Below are 15,481 nucleotides of genomic sequence, written 5' to 3' on the forward strand. Positions count from 1 at the left end.
ATTTTACGGAATCTCTTCGTTCGCAATCTGATCGACAAAAAAGGAGCGAATTATGCTGCCAATTATCTATTTCACTTCGATAGCGGCGATCCTTTTTTTGGCCTTGCGCATGACCTGCGGGGCCTGTGTGATGGGCGCAAATACTGGGGCAGGGCGTCCAGGTTTGCCGCTTATGCCGCTGGGCTGGGCACTAAGCCTGTTTCTGGCAGTGACATTCGTGGTCTGCGTCGTGTTCGACCTGATTTTCCCCGACTACGCGATGTATGAAACCTGGGCTGGACTGCTGCCTGGGTTCGTCTGGCTGACCCCGGTGAGCTTCATTATCGGTCTGGTCGAGAGCTTTCTCTATGGCTGGTATGCCGCGTTGATCTTCGGCGGGCTCTTCAACGCCATCGCGAATAGGGAGGTGAAGTTATGACGACAACTCCCCAACCGATCAGTGGTACGCGTGTCGAATGATATCGACACATCACCCGTCGTCGCCGAAATCTGCCCCATGGTGATAAGAGGTGTTGACCTTCCAGCTACTGGACGAAGTACAGCAGTATGTATCGAAACATCGGGATTTTGCCGATGAGCAAGGAATCGAACGCGGTGTCTAGCGACCCATGCGGTGCGGACCCTGCGTAATCGGCCGCCGACCTAGGCACGACACGCTGTCCTGACACCCACAACGACTTAAGAAACCCTAATACGTTTGAGGCGGACACATGAACCAAACACCCAATCCTGACCCGACGCAAGAGAGTGTGATCTATACTTGTCTGATGCATCCCGAAGTGCGCAAGACCGAACCTGGAGATTGCCCGAAATGCGGCATGCATCTTGTGCTTGAAGGCGAGCTTGCGGCACCGCAACATGATCACGCCGGACACGGTGCCGCGGACGGGCACGGCCACCACGCCCATGGGCATTTCGTTGCCAAGACTGGTGAAGAGGGAGGCAGATACGACACCGTGCCCGCCGGTTACCAAGGCGCAGTCTACACCTGTCCAATGCATGCCGAAGTCCGCAAGACCGATCCGGGATCCTGTCCAATCTGCGGCATGGGGCTGGAGCTCGAAAGCGCCACGATGGTCGAGGACGGACCGAACCACGAGCTGGTGGATTTCACGCGCCGGTTTTGGGTCGGCGCAGTGCTTACCCTGCCGCTGCTGGTTCTGACGATGGGCCCTTATCTAGGTTTTGGGGGCGTCCGCGACATATTCGGCGAACGCACGACCTTGTGGATCGAGCTTGTACTGGGCACACCCGTCGTCCTCTGGAGCGGCTGGCCGTTCATGGTGCGCGGCTGGAATTCATTCCGGACGATGAACCTCAATATGTTTTCGCTGATTAGCATGGGCGTGATGGCGGCCTGGCTGTTCAGCATCGTTGCCGTTCTTGCACCCGACATCTTTCCCGATGGCTTCCGCGATCCCGAAGGCCATGTTGGCGTCTATTTTGAAGCTGCGGCGGTGATCGTTACCCTTGTCCTGCTGGGGCAGGTGATGGAATTGCGCGCCCGTGAAGGCACCGGCAAAGCGATCCGCGCGCTGCTGGACATGGCAGCCAAGACTGCGCGCGTGATCCGCGATGACGGGAGCGAAGAGGAAATTCCGCTGGAAGAGGTACAAGTCGGTGACCATCTTCGCGTTCGTCCCGGTGAAAAGGTACCGGTCGATGGCACCGTTGTCGACGGACGCTCTTCGGTGGATGAAAGCATGATTTCGGGGGAGCCGGTTCCGGTCGAGAAAACCGAAGGTGACGTGCTGACGGGGGCTACGATCAACGGCACCGGCAGCCTGGTGATGGAGGCGACGAGAGTAGGAGCCGACACGATGCTGGCGCAGATTGTCGAAATGGTGGCGAATGCCCAGCGGTCGCGCGCGCCGATCCAGAAATACGCCGACAAAGTCGCGGGGTTCTTCGTGCCTGTAGTGATCGTGATCGCCGTCTTGTCGTTCATCGCTTGGGCGATCTGGGGACCAGCACCCGCCCTTTCTTATGCCCTCATCTCTGCAGTGGCGGTCCTCATCATCGCCTGTCCCTGCGCACTGGGTCTGGCGACGCCAATGTCGATCATGACGGCCACAGGGCGCGGTGCCCAGGCGGGCGTTCTGATCAAGAATGCCGAGGCGCTCGAGCGGTTCGAGAAGGTAGACACTCTAATCGTAGACAAGACCGGCACTCTAACAGAAGGCAAGCCCCGGCTGATCGCGGTCCTGCCCGAACCGGGGCATGACGAGGCCGAGGTGCTGCGACTGGCCGCTTCGCTAGAACGCGGATCGGAACATCCGCTGGCCGAAGCCATCGTGCGTGGTGCTGAAGACCGCGGCGTGGATATGGCGAAAGCCAGCGATTTCGAGGCGGTGACCGGCAAGGGCGTCAAGGGTGTGGTCGACGGCCAAGCGGTGGCTCTGGGAAATCTCGCATTGATTTCGGATATGGGTCTAGAGGCCGGTGCGCTGACCGAAAAGGCTAACGCGCGGCGTGACGAAGGCGAAACGGTGATGTTCGTCGTACTGGAAGGCGCGATTGCAGGGCTGGTCAGCGTGGCCGACCCAGTGAAGGAAACGACGCCAGCTGCGCTAAAGGCGCTGCACGACTTGGGCTTTCGGATCATCATGGCGACTGGCGACAATGAACGCACAGCCAAGGCTATCGGAGCGCGGCTCGGTATCGACGAGATACGCGCAGATGTTCTGCCTGAAGACAAGGCCCGGATCATTCGCGAGTTGCAGGAGGCCGGCCGCAAGGTCGCCATGGCGGGCGACGGCGTCAACGATGCACCCGCGTTAGCGCAGGCGGATGTCGGCATCGCCATGGGCACCGGTGCGGATGTCGCCATCGAAAGCGCGGGCTTCACGCTGATCAAGGGCAACCTAGACGGGATCGTGCGCGCTCGGCGTCTATCGCGCGCTACGATGCGCAACATCCGACAGAACCTGTTCTTTGCGCTGATCTACAATGCCTCGGGCGTGCCAGTAGCCGCGGGTGTGCTGTACCCGTTCCTGGGCATCCTGATCAGCCCGATGTTCGCCGCCTTTGCGATGAGCGCTTCGTCCATCTCGGTTGTTTTAAACGCGTTGCGACTGCGCGGCGCGAAAATCTGACAAAGGAAAAGTGACATGGAAAAACCTTCGACACACGGCGATCATCACCCGCAGGACAATCCGCCAAGACCGCCCTCGTTCTGGAAATCACGCGCGGGCATCTACCTGATCTTCGCGCTTGTCCTTGGCGGACTTCTGCTGGGTTACGAGCATCGGGTGCACATTCTGGGCAGCGGGTTGCTGATCTGGCTGCCGTTGCTGCTCTGTGTTGGCATGCACTTCTTCATGCATGGCGGGCATGGAGGCCACGGCGGACATGGCAAGGGAGATGACAAATGATGATTGATGCAGGTGCATCGTATGGCCTTTGGCTTCTGGTCTTCATCAACTCGGCTGTCTTCATCATTTTCGCGTTCAGCTTTTTCAAGCCGCAAACGTCCCGAGACTGGCGGAGCTTCGGTGCATTCAGCGCCTTTGTCTTGGCACTGTTCACCGAAATGTACGGGTTTCCGTTGACGATCTTTGTGTTGTCCGGCTGGTTGCAATCGACATGGCCGGATATCGACTGGCTAGCCCACGATAGCGGCCATCTGCCCGAGATGATGTTCGGCTGGAAATCGAACCCGCATTTCGGACCGTTCCACCTGATGAGCTTCGCCCTGATCGGCGGAGGATTCTGGCTGATCTCGGTGGCATGGCACCATCTGTGGAATGCACAGCGGCAGGGCCGGTTGGCCGTCACCGGGCCCTATGCGAGGATCAGACATCCCCAATACGTGGGGTTCATTCTGGTCATGCTCGGATTTCTCGTTCAATGGCCGACCATTCTGACACTGGCGATGTTCCCGGTACTGGTCTGGATGTACGTGCGATTGGCACGCAGCGAGGAGGCAGACACCCGCGCCCGTTTTGGACAGGTCTATGAGCAATACGCGCAGTCAGTGCCATCGTTTTTTCCAAGGTTTGCGGGGGCGGGCAGTGAGCAGGGCGGCCGCAAAATCTGAGGATGTGCGGAAATGAGGTCTGTAGCCAGAATTGCGAATTGTCCCCATTGTTGATTGCATGTTGTGCCTATTGCCCGCGAGAGCTGAAGGCAAGTAGGGTTCGTTCGGGTGCGATAGTGGAACTGCAGGAATAGGTTCTGGCCAGAACGGTGATGGGCCACAAGAATTGAAAAATCTGAAAACAGGCAAGAACTAATATGCAGCAAAGCCAGAAGAACAGCGATTATCGCGAAGGATCAATCAGCCTTGGCGGTGCCGTCGCGATGGGTACAGGCGTGATGATCGGGGCGGGAATTTTTGCGCTGACCGGGCAGATAGCCCAACTGGCCGGACCGCTTTTCCCGCTGGCCTTCATCGCCGGTGCCATCGTGACAAGCTTCAGTGCATACAGCTATATCAAGATGTCGAACGCCTGGCCCTCGGCGGGCGGGATCGCTATGATCCTGCAGAAATGCTATGGATCAGGCGCAGTCGCGGCGGGAGCAGCGCTTCTGATGGCGCTGAGCATGGTGATTGCAGAAAGCCTCGTGGCAAGGACATTTGCCACCTACGTCCTGCGCCCCTTCGACATCACCGGCGGGCCGCTCGTCCCCATCCTGGCGGTTGCAGTGATCGTTTTCGCGTTTCTCGTCAATATCGCAGGCAACCGCTCCGTAGGGCTGTTTTCGCTGATCATGGCGGCAATCAAGATCGGCGGCATCGCTCTCTTTGGTATTGCCGCTCTGTGGTCGAGCGGATTTCAGTTCGCCGCCGCATCGCAGACGGCCGAGCCATCAGGGATCGTGGGGTTCATTGCCTCTGTCGCACTGGCCATCCTTGCGTTCAAGGGTTTCACGACCATTACCAACAGCGGCGGAGAGATCACCGATCCCCATCGCAACGTGGGCCGCACGATCATGATCTCCATCGCGATCTGCGTGGTTGTCTACCTGCTTGTGGCGTTCGGCGTGGGCGCCAGCCTGACACTCGACGAGATCATTGCCGCACGTGATTATTCTCTGGCAGAAGCGGCGGCCCCCGCGCTCGGGCAGGTCGGATTCTATCTAACCGTCTTGCTGGCCGCCGTGGCTACTGCATCAGGCGTTCTGGCCAGTGTGTTCGCCGTGTCACGGATGCTCGCAATGCTGACGGACATGAAAATGATCCCGCACAGCCATTTTGGCATGTCTGGCACGATCCAGCGCCACATGCTGATCTATACGGTGGTGATTGCCTCGACACTGGCTGTGTTCTTCGATCTGGGCCGGATCGCCTCATTGGGCGCGTTTTTCTATCTCATCATGGATATGGTCGTGCATTGGGGCGTCTTCCGCTTCCGCCGGAAGGAGATCGGAGCGGCGGCGACTGTGTTGCTCTTGGCACTCGCATTCGATGCGGTTGTGCTGGCGGCCTTCACCGCGATGAAACTGCAAAGTGACCCGGCCATCGTGCTCTATGCCGCCGTCGGAATTACCGCGGTTTTCATACTTGAACGACTGTATCTATCGCGCTGGCTCGCACCGCAGGGTGCTCACGAACACTGATGCAAGAGGTTATTCGCACTTTCCCATGGGATACGACGCAAAGGTATCAGACAACAGGGACTTCATATGTGGAAGTAGTCAACTCGATCAAAGACGCGCAAGTTGGCATATCACTCTGACACGAGACTGCGCATAGAAGCGGCGTCGAGCGCGCCGAGCACTGCCTGTGGCGTTAGAATCTCCGGTAGGGCGATACCGGAAGGAGCCCCCGGTCCGAAGACGGTGTTGAACGGAATGCCATAGCGGTCATGCCGCTCGAGAAACCGCGCGATCGCGTCATCGGGTTTGGTCCAGTCCGCTTGCATGGCGATTACGGAACCGCCGCGCAACCGCGCACGCACTGGATCCTTGTCGAGCACGAGAGACTTGTTGGCTTTGCAGGTCAGACACCAATCCGCAGTCACATCGACGAAAACCGTCTCGCCTTCAGAGACGTAGCGCGCGATGCGGAGGGGATCGAAATCCTGCCAGTGAGACATCGCATCCACCGCAGCTATTGTGCGGTCAGGCGTTGATATTAGACCCGCTCCGAAAATCGCCAGAAGAACACAGGCGCTGAGAACCGCACGCCGCGCCCATCGGTTCGCCCGTGGGATTGATGCCGCGATGATGAACACAGCTGTGAGTGCCGAGATAAAGGCGGCCACCCGCGCGCCCGCCACGCCGACAAGAACGAACAAGAGCCATGCGGCTGTTGCCAGCAACAGACCGCCAAGAAGGATCCTGATGAAAAGCATCCATCGCCCGGGCCGGGGCAGCCGCGTGACCAACTCGGGACGTGCGGCAATGACGAGGTAGGGGAGGGCCAGTCCAAGACCGAGCGCCGTGAATATCACTATCACGTCCAGTGGTGTACCCGCGAGCGCAAAGGTGATCGCGGTGCCGAGGAACGGGGCGGAACACGGCGTAGCGAGGATGGCCGCAAGCAGTCCGGTGCCAAAGTCTGAGATGTACCCGGCTCTGGCACTGCTGGCACCCAGGCGGTCTTGAAGGGCCGCGGGCAGGGTTATCTCGAATGCACCGAAGAGATTGGCGGCAAAGACGGCGATGACCATGAACATCAGAGTCACGAAGACCGGATTTTGGAACTGTATACCCCAGCCGACGGATACTCCGATCCATTGAAGAAACACTAAGGCAGCCGCAAGCGCCCAGACAAATGTCAGTACCCCCAAAGCTGAACACAGGAATCCGTTGCGCGTCATCTGCCGGGTTTGACCGGTTGCCTTCAAAACAGATGTGAGCTTGATCGATAGAACGGGTAACACGCAGGGCATGACATTCAGAATCAGACCACCGAGAAAGGCGATGGCGGCCACCGCCACGACTTTCAGCACACTCGTTCGAGGGTGCGCGCTTGCAAACGGTGGGGCAGGGGGATCCGAGGTAAGAGTGATCGGCGCCGTGATTGCACGTGCGGTGTCTGTGATCGTCACCGAAGGCTCTGCGTGCTCTTCGGTCCAGGCGTTGATCGGTATTTGTGCCCAGAGTTCCGTTCTATCGCGATCCAACCGGATATCTGGTTTGCCAAAGGTCACAAGGGGTCCGAATTCCGGGAACACGTCGACCTCACCGAACGGTGTGTCGCTCGTTGCCACAACGATGAGAGCCGAGTCGCGCGCATCGAGGGCCGTGACCGATATTGTGATGTCGCTGTTCTCGGGTGCCGCGGGAACGCGATCGGCATAAGCAGCAATCTGGCGAGCCGAGTTTGTATCGATCCCGACGCCTTTTGGCAGGACGAGTGAAAGTTCGAAGTCATGGGGCACACAGACAGTCGAACATGTCAGCAAGGACACCCGGGCACGCAGTTCGAGAGGGTAACCGGCGTCCTCAAGTCTCGCGCGGATCGGCAAGACAACCCGACCGGAATAGCCGAAGTTTTCGATCCCGAAGGCCTCGAAACGTTTCGGCGCGGGCCAGAGTAGCTCCGCGTATTTCAGATTGGTAGAACCAGACCAGTCGATCTCGGGTGCCAAGCCAACCTCGCCGGGCGTGCGCCAGTATCCTTTCCAGCCCTCGCCGTACTCCAAGGCCAATCCAAGTGAGACGGAGGCGGCATCCGGCGCAATCCCGTCTTCGGCCGAGATCAGACGTGCCATGACGGCGGGGTTTGAAAAGCTCTCGGATTCGGCAGCCTTGGCGGCATCGGAAAGAATGATGCCCATGCAACCGAGAAGGAAGAGCAGAAGCCAAGCCCCGAGCTGAGAAACCCGGACGGTCATTTGGATGAGCATCCGGTCAACGCAAGGCGCCAGGCAGGCTTGCCAAGGCCGCCTCGATATTCGTCACGGGCAATCCGCGTGCGATCCAGCTTGGCCCCTTCGGTGATCCCAGCATGCCTTCCGACACATCGATGAAGCCCGTGTAACCGGCTCGTTTCAAGGCGCTCAAAAGGCGGCCGCTGCGCCCGCCAGTGGCGCAGATCAGCGCAATGGGTTTCTCGCCTGAAAAGTCGCGAGCGGCGAACAAGCGCTGCTCGAACCCGGGTTCGTGCATACTGATCGGCCATGCCTCTTTTGCGACGCCCGTTTCCACCCATTCAGGGCGCGATCGGACATCAATCAGGGAAATCCTGTTGCGGGCCAATGCGTCGGCCGTCTCGGCAGCCGACCAGATCTCGCGCGTTGCGGCCGCAACGACTTGCGGCCCCATGACCCACGTCGACGCAAGCAGGATGAAGCACCGTCTATCCACATTGCCTCCACAGTCGATTGACGAGGAACGCCAAGACTTCCCGGGGCGAGCCTTGCAGCCTATGCAGCCGTACAGACATCTCGCCAACCCTCTTCGCGCTCCAACGCGATGATCTCGCGAACCATTCTGTCGCTGATCTGACCTTGGACGACAGTACGGCCGATCACGAGGGCCGGCGTGCCGACAAAGGCGAACACGCGTGCAAGCGCTGCACTGTCTTCCAGCTCGCGCGTGATCTCGGCACTCTCCATGTCGGTGACCAATTTCTTGCTATCGACGCCGATGTCATCGGAGAGGCGGGCAAGGTATTCCGGCGACGCTTGGAATGGCGTTGTCATCAAACGTTCGTGGAAAGCGACGTACGCGTCTTGCCGTTTCGCCGCCAGAGCTGCCTTGGCCGCAAGATTTGAGCTGTCGCCGAGGAGCGGCAATTCATGCCACGCCACTGCGATCTTGTCTGGCATCTCGCTCGTCATGTCGGCCAATCGTTTGGTTTGCAACCGGCAAAAGGGGCAATAGTAGTCCGAGAACGAAGCCATCGGGACCTGGGTAGGCGTGGGACTCAGACCACCGTAAAGGGCCGAACAAATATTCTCGGAGACGCGCTCCAAGGCTGCGGCTTTCTGCGCCGCCACTTCAGTGCTGTCCGCCGTGCCCAAGCCTACAAAAGGATCAAAGCCGCCTGACGTCTCACCCGCAACGAACTTACGAAATCCTTCTGGTCTATCGAGCGCCTGCAACTCCAGTTTTTCCGGCAACAAAGAGGGAACTGTGCGCAGCGCTGCGTACCCTGCGATGATCGCACCGAACGTCAAAAGCGTTGACCGTTTCTTGGAGTCCATCTGATGCCTGATCTGACCTCGTTACCTTGCGGTCGTACTGCGACGTCTGATAAAAGGTCAACTCTACAAACTGATACATTTCCGGTCGTGAAAACAGGATGTTGAGCGAGTATCAAAGTATCACCGGATAGGGATAACGATCGGACAAAGAGGTGGACATGTATCGATTGGGGATAATTGCAGCGCTCTTTGCGACACCTGCTGTGGCCGATCCAGACGGCTATGGCCACATGTCGGGTTGGGGATACGGGATGGGGATGATGTTTGGTCCTATCCTTTGGATCATCGTTTTGGGATTGGTTGTTGCCGGTGTCGTTTGGTTCATTCGCAATATGGATGGAGGAGCGACAAAGGCTGAAAAGTCCGATGCGATGAGCGAACTCGATCTGCGCTTGGCCAAGGGCGAAATTGACGCAGAGGACTACACCGCTCGAAAGAAGCTACTGACCGGCGAGTAGTGAATTGGGCACCTGTGTTCACCACTAGGCTTGGGAAACTCACGAAGTACCCCTGGTACTCAACCAGTCTGACTCTATGAGGTACAAGTGACAGAAAAACAACTCTGGATGCTCGCTGTCGGCGGGTCGGCTGTGCTCTTGCTCGCCGCATACATCTTTCAGACGATCGGGTATGCGCCCTGCGCAATGTGCATCTGGCAGCGGTATCCTCACGCCAGTGCCATCGCTATTGGCGCGCTTCTGATGGTTGGGTTGCCCATCTTTCTGCTCTTGATGGCAGGTGCTGCCGCCGCTCTGACGACAGCGGGCATCGGGATTTTCCACACCGGCGTCGAACGGGATTGGTGGGAAGGTCCGACGGCGTGCACAGGCTCTGGTCTCGATATATCGAACTTGTCAGGTGCGGACCTTTTGCCCTCCGCGTCATCCTCACCATCAAACTTGGTGATGTGTGACGAAGTCGCGTGGGAATTCCTGAGCCTATCGATGGCGAGTTGGAACGCGCTTTGGAGTTTCGTTATTGCAGGGCTCTGGATCATGGCCTTGGCCAAAGCAGTGCGGGCTTATCGGCCACGTGAAAATCACACGCTGACCTAGCCCTGAAGACGCAAGATGACGGCTGCAATGAGCGTCAGACACAGAGCTGTCAAAAGGAAGGCAAACAAAGCAACCACAACAGCACCCGCTTTTTTCGGCAAAAGACTGACGAATGGTCTCAGGATAAGTGAGTCTTCCGCCGCGGTGATATAGAGCGGCAGCGCACTTACCAGCGTAGCATACAGGTAGACCCCGGAAATATTTTCAAAGTGTGCGGACCGCGCCAGTGTGGGCGCAACCACTGACAGAGCCGTAGACCGACTACCTCCAAATGAGCCGAACCAACTGGCGGAGAGCACATAGATGAAGGCGTGGAGAACTAGAAAGAGAGCGACGCGGATTACAAGATCGAGGAGAATGGACGACGCCGGATCACGGCCATTGGCGTCCTTAGCACTCAACACCGCAAACAAAAAGAAACCGACGTAGTTGACGATAAAGATGACCGGCAGCCCATTCGTCAGAACCTGCCTGAGAAATCGTGATAGCGCCGGTCCACCGTCCATCAATGCCGAAGCAAATCCAGGCGCACGCATGACATAAACGAGCAAGACCGGCAGGAGACCGATTAGGCTGAAGACCAAGACGTTCATTACAAATTTCACGCCCGGCATCTTGGTTGAGAAGAACCGTTGCATGTGAGCAGGTTGGCATGTCGGGAGACAACAGTCGACTTTCTCTGCGACCATCATTTATTTACATAAACTTCATTACCCGATTTTCAGCGCGTTTTTGGGCAATTTCAGTTGCGGGTTGGAAACTCTACCTCACCCTATTGCGCCGTTTTTGCAGAGCCGCAACGCTTGCATTAAAGTCCAGCCTTCCTGCCTTGGCTCGACGGATCAGTTCGCGCATCAAACCGCCAGGATTGCGAACAGGGTAGCTCGGGTGATCTCGCTGCGCATCAACCAATAGTAGGCAGAAAGCCAACCCGTGGTCGCCCAAGGTGCTCTGGCCCTCGTGCCAAACTGAAGCATGGATATCGAGCATCGGCAGCAACGCCCAGGCAGCCTCGATGATGTCGCGCTCTTTGAGAGGTCGGTTCTGATCTCGGCTCGCGTCAAGCATCATGCGTAAGCCGTCGCCGGCAATGCGATATAGATTCTCTGGCGTCAGAGCGGGTGGCGCGGGGCAGGGAATTGATGATGGCAATTCACTCTGTGCGATTTCCGCGTGTCTTCCAGAGTTATCCACAGCGGGTGGCGTCTTTACAGTTTGAGTTTCTTCTCTGGTGTTTTGTGTAAAGGGCCGGAAGTTTTCCGCTGGTTGGTCGGAAGAAAGCCCATGGTTTTCAAGCCAGTCATCAAGGCTGTTGCACAGATCGGAACTGGCCTTCAAATGGGCGTTGAGCCGCTCCAGACCAAGACGGCTTAACGCATCGCTGCGAGGCCATTCATCGAAACTGGCGAGAATCTTGACGATCTCAGGATCGTTGATAGCCGAGGAGGGCAGGGCGGCGATGCACCGTTTCATGTGACGCAAACGAAGGGACCGAAGATCCTTCAAAGCGCGCAAATGCCTCCGTTCCGCACGGAGCCGATCGCGAAGGGCTATGAACTCTTTCAGTCGCGCGATCAGCGGAGTCAGTATCAAGCCTAGGCCAGCGCGACCATAGCGGGCCCCATTCGCCGCGACACGTTTCACGATCAGCCCAAGCTTGGCCAGCGCGGCCTCATCCGTTCGCAACTGGCGCGACGTCTTGCCAAGTTCGACCGCTGCGAGATCTTGCGCGCCAAAAAACACCGGTTCACGATGGGGAGAGGTCCAGTCGGATGCGCGGGTCCGCCCAATGATGTAGTTCAGAACTGCGAGGCGCGCCGGGCGCAGGCCTATATGCGGGGCAACCTCTGAAATTAGTGCCATAACAGCACCTTTGGTCCAGCCTTCCGGCAGGGTGAGATGGGTTTGGATCACGTTCACTGTCTAGTCCTTGTGAATTGGGACAAGGCTGCAACAGGGCATCCGTGCCCCCGCGAGCGACACGTTTTTTCATTGCCTTGACTGTCGGGACTGCTAGAACGAGATCACAGTTTGATTTGATCTGACGGAACGCCAATTCCGTTGTTCTTTGAGCCCCTCGCTTGGTTGCCGCCTTGCGGGGGTTTCTTCTTTTTTATCGTTTGCCTGTGACTGTTTGAGATCAGTAGTTGACTTGTTCGAAGCCATAGGTGCCCTCAAAATCCTCCCAATCGACGAACACAGCACGGACCCAGACATCGGGGCAGTTCTGGCCGTATCGCTCGGCCCCTCGGAAGGCTGGAGGAAGGGCACTTATCGAGCTGTTTTGCCACCGGAATTGGCCGTTCTGATCATACGTGCCACGCCGCACAGAAGCATATCTGTTGCAATCGTCACGGCCCTCCCTCTGACGTGCCGTAACCTGAAAGACATCTATGGAGCGGATGAAATCAAAAGCAGGGTCCGTCACATCGATATTGGCGGCACGCCCGACAGCTTGGACGAGCTGGAGCGTTTCTCGCTCTCGGGGCAGGGAGACTGCTGGACCCGGATTGAACCCCGCCAACCTGTAGAGGCGCTCAACCGGGTTCGGCGCTTCGAACTCAGCACGCATTGGACAACGCCAGATCTGCAGCGGTGGTTCGACTGGCCAGGGCGTGATCCGGCGGATAAACTCCGCGCGCGCGCGGGCACATGGGACCGAAGGCGGCCAACCGCCTGCAAGGCACAGGAGGATCGCACAATCGATCTGGTAGCCTTGTGCGGCGGCAGGTTTGGCAGCAAGCGGTGTAAGCCCGATCGCGATGATCGCGACAGTTGACAGAAGCCGCCTCATGACAGAGCGCCGCCGCTAAAGCGTTGTCGTATAATCAGACTTATGTTAATTGTGTCATAATTGCTGACATATTTTGCGCGTCGTTTCATTGGAACATCTCCTGGTAAGCGTCAAGCACAAGACGGACTTCGGCCTGCGCGGAAGCTGATGCTGCGGCGAGGCAATTCAGATAGGTTTGTGCCTCATCGAAGTAGGTGTTGAACTCGGCTCTGATGTCGTCGCCGTACTCGTTCAGGAGCGCAGGCGAGGCCGCCAGCTCCGGCCGCAACGGCAACACGCAGTCCATCGCCAGCGTCTCGGCATTTGCTGGGATCGCTAGGGCGATGAATGTGCTACATGCCAGCAACCGCGACATCTGGTGGTCTCCCGACAATCTGGGGGCGAATCGTGTGTCGGACCTATCACCGAAAAAATATCGTAATCAATCAAAAGATATCTATTGACCATCTAACGGGTTTTTCGCTACGTCGCCGCATATCTTGTGACATGCACTGTTTGAAGCGGTGCAAAAGCAGGTTACTTCCGTAGGAACTTCTTTCCTTCGGAGGCAAAATGGCAGGAACAAAATACCCCGTGATCCTAACATCGCACATGCAAGAGGCGATCGAGGGTGGGGCATGGATCGAGGTGGAATGCGTTGAAGCCCCGGAAAAGGGCGGCAACACGCATAGGGGTGGCTGGACGGTTTTCGTCTGCTCCAATGACGGTCAAGGCGGTGTGCACCGGTCGGTCTATGTGACCAACCGGGATCTTAAACCACGCGTCTTCAAGACCGCAGCAGGGCTCATGAGCTTCTGCCTGGAGCTCGACGCAAAGGTATTCAGCTGCCCTCTCCGAGAAGGTGAGAGAGGCACGTGGGAGTTTGAGACGACAAGGTATCCTACCAGCGGCTAGCCTCGTTCTCTGGGGGCTTTCAGGCCCTTCCACTTATGCACAATCCGTTATCGATCTCGATGCTCCAGACCGTGTTGGTCGACTGACCAGTAGCGTTCTCGACTTTGCAAGACCCCAACCCGAGCAAAGTGACGGTGTCGCACGCTCTGAGGTCGTCCCTCTTGATTCACCACGCCTGTCTCCGCCTCGGGTCCCATCGGGCCGCCCTGCGATCGAGACTATGATCCTTGATGTGGGGTCGGTTTACGTGGACCACCCGGCCCTGCGCAGGGCCGGGATGTCCTCTCGCGATTGGCTCGCATTCTTTCGCGCCAACATCGCTATTGAAAGCGCATTTGATCCAGGCGCGCGGTCGCATGTCGGCGCAATCGGGCTTGGGCAGTTGATGCCGGACACTGCGCGCGTGCTTGGCGTCGATCCGCATGATCCTGAGCAAAACCTGCATGGATCCGCCCGCTACTTGCTGACACAACTTGATCGTTTCGGCACGCCGCAGCTTGCGCTTGCAGCCTATAATGCCGGCCCCGAAGCCGTGGCGCGCCATGGCGGGATTCCCCCCTACCGCGAAACCCAAGGCCATGTCCGCAAGGTCATGGCCGTCTATGCCCAATCCATCGGAGACCAGATATGAAACGCATCGACTATACCCGGGCGGCATTGGCCGCGTTGCTGATAGTGGCCGCAGCCCCGGCGCTTGCACAGGACCTCAGCCCGGTCTCTGACATGATCGACAACATCATCGACGCGGTGACGGGTCCGATCGGTCGTGGCCTCGGCGTGCTCGCTCTCGTGGGATCGGGTGTCATGATGTTTTTCGGGCGTCTCAACTGGCCGATCTTCGTCGCCGTGTTTGTCGGCGTGGTGCTGATCTTTTCGGCCGAGACCATCATCGATGGCTTTGCGGCTCCTTGATCTGACAGGCCGCAGAGACCTCCATGCGCGACACACCACTCTTTCTGGGGCTGACCAAGCCGCCACGGATATTCGGTCTCCCGATCGGATATTTTGTGGCGCTGGTCTTCGCATCCGTGATCCCTTTCATTCTGGTTGACGACATGCGGTTCCTGCTGGTGTTCCTCGCGGGCTACCCACCGCTTTGGGTGGTCGCAGACCGCAATCCACATCTGTTCCAGATTTTGAACGTGGTGATGTCGCGCACACCGCGAACGAGTGTGCGATCCCGCGATGGGGGCGATTTCTATGTCGCGTGAGTTTCGGGGGTTGATTGCAAGCAACGCTGTTCGGGATGCACTTGGGGACAAGGTCTTGAAAGCCGAGCGTCTTGGGCGGCACCTACCTGAGAAACACGCGAAAGTTGGTGATGCCCTGAGGGGCGGCATATCATGGCGGTGTTCAGACGCCGTCAATTCTCAGCCGAGAAAGGGATATGCCACATGCCAGAGACTACCATCACAGAACTGCCCGATCCATCAGGATTTGGCTCCGACCCGTTCACCGACGTTCTGCGCGATGGAGCGCGCAAGCTGATCGAACAGGCAATCCACGCCGAGCTGGCCGCGCTCATGAACGCCTTTTCCGGGGACAAGCTCGAGGACGGGCGGGCACGCCTGGTGCGCCATGGTCATTTGCCGGAACGCGACGTGATGACCGGCATTGGTCCAGTGCCCGTTAAGGTG

Annotated in this window: 17 protein-coding genes and 1 pseudogene; 11 read left to right on the forward strand and 7 right to left on the reverse strand. The window is 58.1% G+C overall.

What is annotated here, in order from left to right:
• The first annotated feature begins 52 nt into the window (after positions 1 to 52).
• From BLR51_RS24505 to BLR51_RS24525, 5 genes are all read left to right on the forward strand, one after another.
• Positions 53 to 418 (forward strand): DUF5676 family membrane protein, encoded by a 366-nt coding sequence (locus BLR51_RS24505; RefSeq protein ID WP_089851928.1) that lies wholly within the window; start codon positions 53 to 55, stop codon positions 416 to 418.
• A gap of 292 nt (positions 419 to 710) precedes the next feature.
• On the forward strand, positions 711 to 3,095 hold the full coding sequence (locus BLR51_RS24510; protein WP_242656839.1) for a copper-transporting P-type ATPase: 2,385 nt from the start codon (positions 711 to 713) through the stop codon (positions 3,093 to 3,095).
• Between the two features lie 15 nt (positions 3,096 to 3,110).
• Positions 3,111 to 3,374 (forward strand): DUF2933 domain-containing protein, encoded by a 264-nt coding sequence (locus tag BLR51_RS24515; RefSeq protein ID WP_089851932.1) that lies wholly within the window; start codon positions 3,111 to 3,113, stop codon positions 3,372 to 3,374.
• Positions 3,371 to 4,039, forward strand: a complete 669-nt coding sequence (locus BLR51_RS24520) for a methyltransferase family protein (RefSeq protein ID WP_242656840.1) — start codon at positions 3,371 to 3,373, stop codon at positions 4,037 to 4,039. The genes BLR51_RS24515 and BLR51_RS24520 overlap by 4 nt, the downstream gene beginning before the upstream one ends.
• Positions 4,040 to 4,236: 197 nt before the next feature.
• A complete protein-coding gene (locus BLR51_RS24525) occupies positions 4,237 to 5,562 on the forward strand; it encodes an APC family permease (protein ID WP_089851934.1) in 1,326 nt (441 codons plus the stop codon).
• Positions 5,563 to 5,672: 110 nt separating this feature from the next.
• On the opposite strand, the gene BLR51_RS24530 is transcribed toward BLR51_RS24525, so the two are convergent.
• The 3 genes from BLR51_RS24530 to BLR51_RS24540 form a co-directional block, all read right to left on the reverse strand.
• The gene (locus BLR51_RS24530; protein WP_089851935.1) at positions 5,673 to 7,787 is read right to left on the reverse strand and encodes a protein-disulfide reductase DsbD family protein; all 2,115 of its coding nucleotides are present in this window, start codon (positions 7,785 to 7,787) and stop codon (positions 5,673 to 5,675) included.
• A gap of 16 nt (positions 7,788 to 7,803) precedes the next feature.
• Entirely contained in the window at positions 7,804 to 8,217 is a 414-nt protein-coding gene (locus tag BLR51_RS24535) for a rhodanese-like domain-containing protein (protein ID WP_089851955.1), read from the reverse strand.
• Between the two features lie 101 nt (positions 8,218 to 8,318).
• The gene (locus BLR51_RS24540) at positions 8,319 to 9,101 is read right to left on the reverse strand and encodes a DsbA family protein (RefSeq protein WP_089851937.1); all 783 of its coding nucleotides are present in this window, start codon (positions 9,099 to 9,101) and stop codon (positions 8,319 to 8,321) included.
• A gap of 158 nt (positions 9,102 to 9,259) precedes the next feature.
• Between BLR51_RS24540 and BLR51_RS24545 the strand changes: the two genes are divergently transcribed.
• Together BLR51_RS24545 and BLR51_RS24550 are read left to right on the forward strand one after the other, a co-directional pair.
• Positions 9,260 to 9,559 (forward strand): SHOCT domain-containing protein, encoded by a 300-nt coding sequence (locus BLR51_RS24545; RefSeq protein WP_089851938.1) that lies wholly within the window; start codon positions 9,260 to 9,262, stop codon positions 9,557 to 9,559.
• Positions 9,560 to 9,646: 87 nt separating this feature from the next.
• On the forward strand, positions 9,647 to 10,156 hold the full coding sequence (locus BLR51_RS24550) for a disulfide bond formation protein B (RefSeq protein WP_446000286.1): 510 nt from the start codon (positions 9,647 to 9,649) through the stop codon (positions 10,154 to 10,156).
• On the opposite strand, the gene BLR51_RS24555 is transcribed toward BLR51_RS24550, so the two are convergent.
• The 4 genes from BLR51_RS24555 to BLR51_RS24570 form a co-directional block, all read right to left on the reverse strand.
• The gene (locus BLR51_RS24555; RefSeq protein WP_242656841.1) at positions 10,153 to 10,770 is read right to left on the reverse strand and encodes a hypothetical protein; all 618 of its coding nucleotides are present in this window, start codon (positions 10,768 to 10,770) and stop codon (positions 10,153 to 10,155) included. The genes BLR51_RS24550 and BLR51_RS24555 overlap by 4 nt on opposite strands.
• 148 nt (positions 10,771 to 10,918) lie before the next feature.
• Positions 10,919 to 12,076, reverse strand: a complete 1,158-nt coding sequence (gene repC, locus BLR51_RS24560; protein ID WP_089851942.1) for a replication initiation protein RepC — start codon at positions 12,074 to 12,076, stop codon at positions 10,919 to 10,921.
• Between the two features lie 220 nt (positions 12,077 to 12,296).
• A complete protein-coding gene (locus BLR51_RS24565) occupies positions 12,297 to 12,950 on the reverse strand; it encodes a hypothetical protein (RefSeq protein ID WP_089851944.1) in 654 nt (217 codons plus the stop codon).
• Between the two features lie 85 nt (positions 12,951 to 13,035).
• Positions 13,036 to 13,305 carry a hypothetical protein gene (locus BLR51_RS24570; RefSeq protein WP_068247338.1) on the reverse strand — a complete coding sequence of 90 codons (270 nt, stop codon included), beginning with the start codon at positions 13,303 to 13,305 and terminating at the stop codon, positions 13,036 to 13,038.
• A gap of 621 nt (positions 13,306 to 13,926) precedes the next feature.
• Between BLR51_RS24570 and BLR51_RS24580 the strand changes: the two genes are divergently transcribed.
• The 4 genes and pseudogenes from BLR51_RS24580 to BLR51_RS24595 all read left to right on the forward strand — a co-directional run.
• The gene (locus BLR51_RS24580) at positions 13,927 to 14,475 is read left to right on the forward strand and encodes a lytic transglycosylase domain-containing protein (RefSeq protein ID WP_375342699.1); all 549 of its coding nucleotides are present in this window, start codon (positions 13,927 to 13,929) and stop codon (positions 14,473 to 14,475) included.
• The gene (locus BLR51_RS24585) at positions 14,472 to 14,756 is read left to right on the forward strand and encodes a TrbC/VirB2 family protein (protein WP_037239483.1); all 285 of its coding nucleotides are present in this window, start codon (positions 14,472 to 14,474) and stop codon (positions 14,754 to 14,756) included. The genes BLR51_RS24580 and BLR51_RS24585 overlap by 4 nt, the downstream gene beginning before the upstream one ends.
• A gap of 23 nt (positions 14,757 to 14,779) precedes the next feature.
• Entirely contained in the window at positions 14,780 to 15,055 is a 276-nt protein-coding gene (locus tag BLR51_RS24590) for a VirB3 family type IV secretion system protein (RefSeq protein WP_089851946.1), read from the forward strand.
• Between the two features lie 183 nt (positions 15,056 to 15,238).
• Positions 15,239 to 15,481 (forward strand): annotated as a pseudogene (locus tag BLR51_RS24595) (IS256 family transposase); the annotation flags it as partial.

The organism is Salipiger marinus (assembly GCF_900100085.1).
Classification (GTDB): Bacteria; Pseudomonadota; Alphaproteobacteria; order Rhodobacterales; family Rhodobacteraceae; genus Salipiger; species Salipiger marinus.

Excerpts from the sequence above, each read along its gene's own strand:
- BLR51_RS24545 (WP_089851938.1), top strand. The coding sequence starts at position 9,260 with ATGTATCGATTGGGGATAATTGCAGCGCTCTTTGCGACACCTGCTGTG.
- BLR51_RS24565 (WP_089851944.1), bottom strand. The coding sequence starts at position 12,950 with ATGAGGCGGCTTCTGTCAACTGTCGCGATCATCGCGATCGGGCTTACA.
- BLR51_RS24525 (WP_089851934.1), top strand. The coding sequence starts at position 4,237 with ATGCAGCAAAGCCAGAAGAACAGCGATTATCGCGAAGGATCAATCAGC.
- BLR51_RS24530 (WP_089851935.1), bottom strand. The coding sequence starts at position 7,787 with ATGACCGTCCGGGTTTCTCAGCTCGGGGCTTGGCTTCTGCTCTTCCTT.
- BLR51_RS24515 (WP_089851932.1), top strand. The coding sequence starts at position 3,111 with ATGGAAAAACCTTCGACACACGGCGATCATCACCCGCAGGACAATCCG.
- BLR51_RS24555 (WP_242656841.1), bottom strand. The coding sequence starts at position 10,770 with ATGCCGGGCGTGAAATTTGTAATGAACGTCTTGGTCTTCAGCCTAATC.
- BLR51_RS24505 (WP_089851928.1), top strand. The coding sequence starts at position 53 with ATGCTGCCAATTATCTATTTCACTTCGATAGCGGCGATCCTTTTTTTG.
- BLR51_RS24510 (WP_242656839.1), top strand. The coding sequence starts at position 711 with ATGAACCAAACACCCAATCCTGACCCGACGCAAGAGAGTGTGATCTAT.
- BLR51_RS24570 (WP_068247338.1), bottom strand. The coding sequence starts at position 13,305 with ATGTCGCGGTTGCTGGCATGTAGCACATTCATCGCCCTAGCGATCCCA.
- BLR51_RS24585 (WP_037239483.1), top strand. The coding sequence starts at position 14,472 with ATGAAACGCATCGACTATACCCGGGCGGCATTGGCCGCGTTGCTGATA.
- BLR51_RS24590 (WP_089851946.1), top strand. The coding sequence starts at position 14,780 with ATGCGCGACACACCACTCTTTCTGGGGCTGACCAAGCCGCCACGGATA.
- BLR51_RS24540 (WP_089851937.1), bottom strand. The coding sequence starts at position 9,101 with ATGGACTCCAAGAAACGGTCAACGCTTTTGACGTTCGGTGCGATCATC.
- BLR51_RS24535 (WP_089851955.1), bottom strand. The coding sequence starts at position 8,217 with ATGGGGCCGCAAGTCGTTGCGGCCGCAACGCGCGAGATCTGGTCGGCT.
- BLR51_RS24520 (WP_242656840.1), top strand. The coding sequence starts at position 3,371 with ATGATGATTGATGCAGGTGCATCGTATGGCCTTTGGCTTCTGGTCTTC.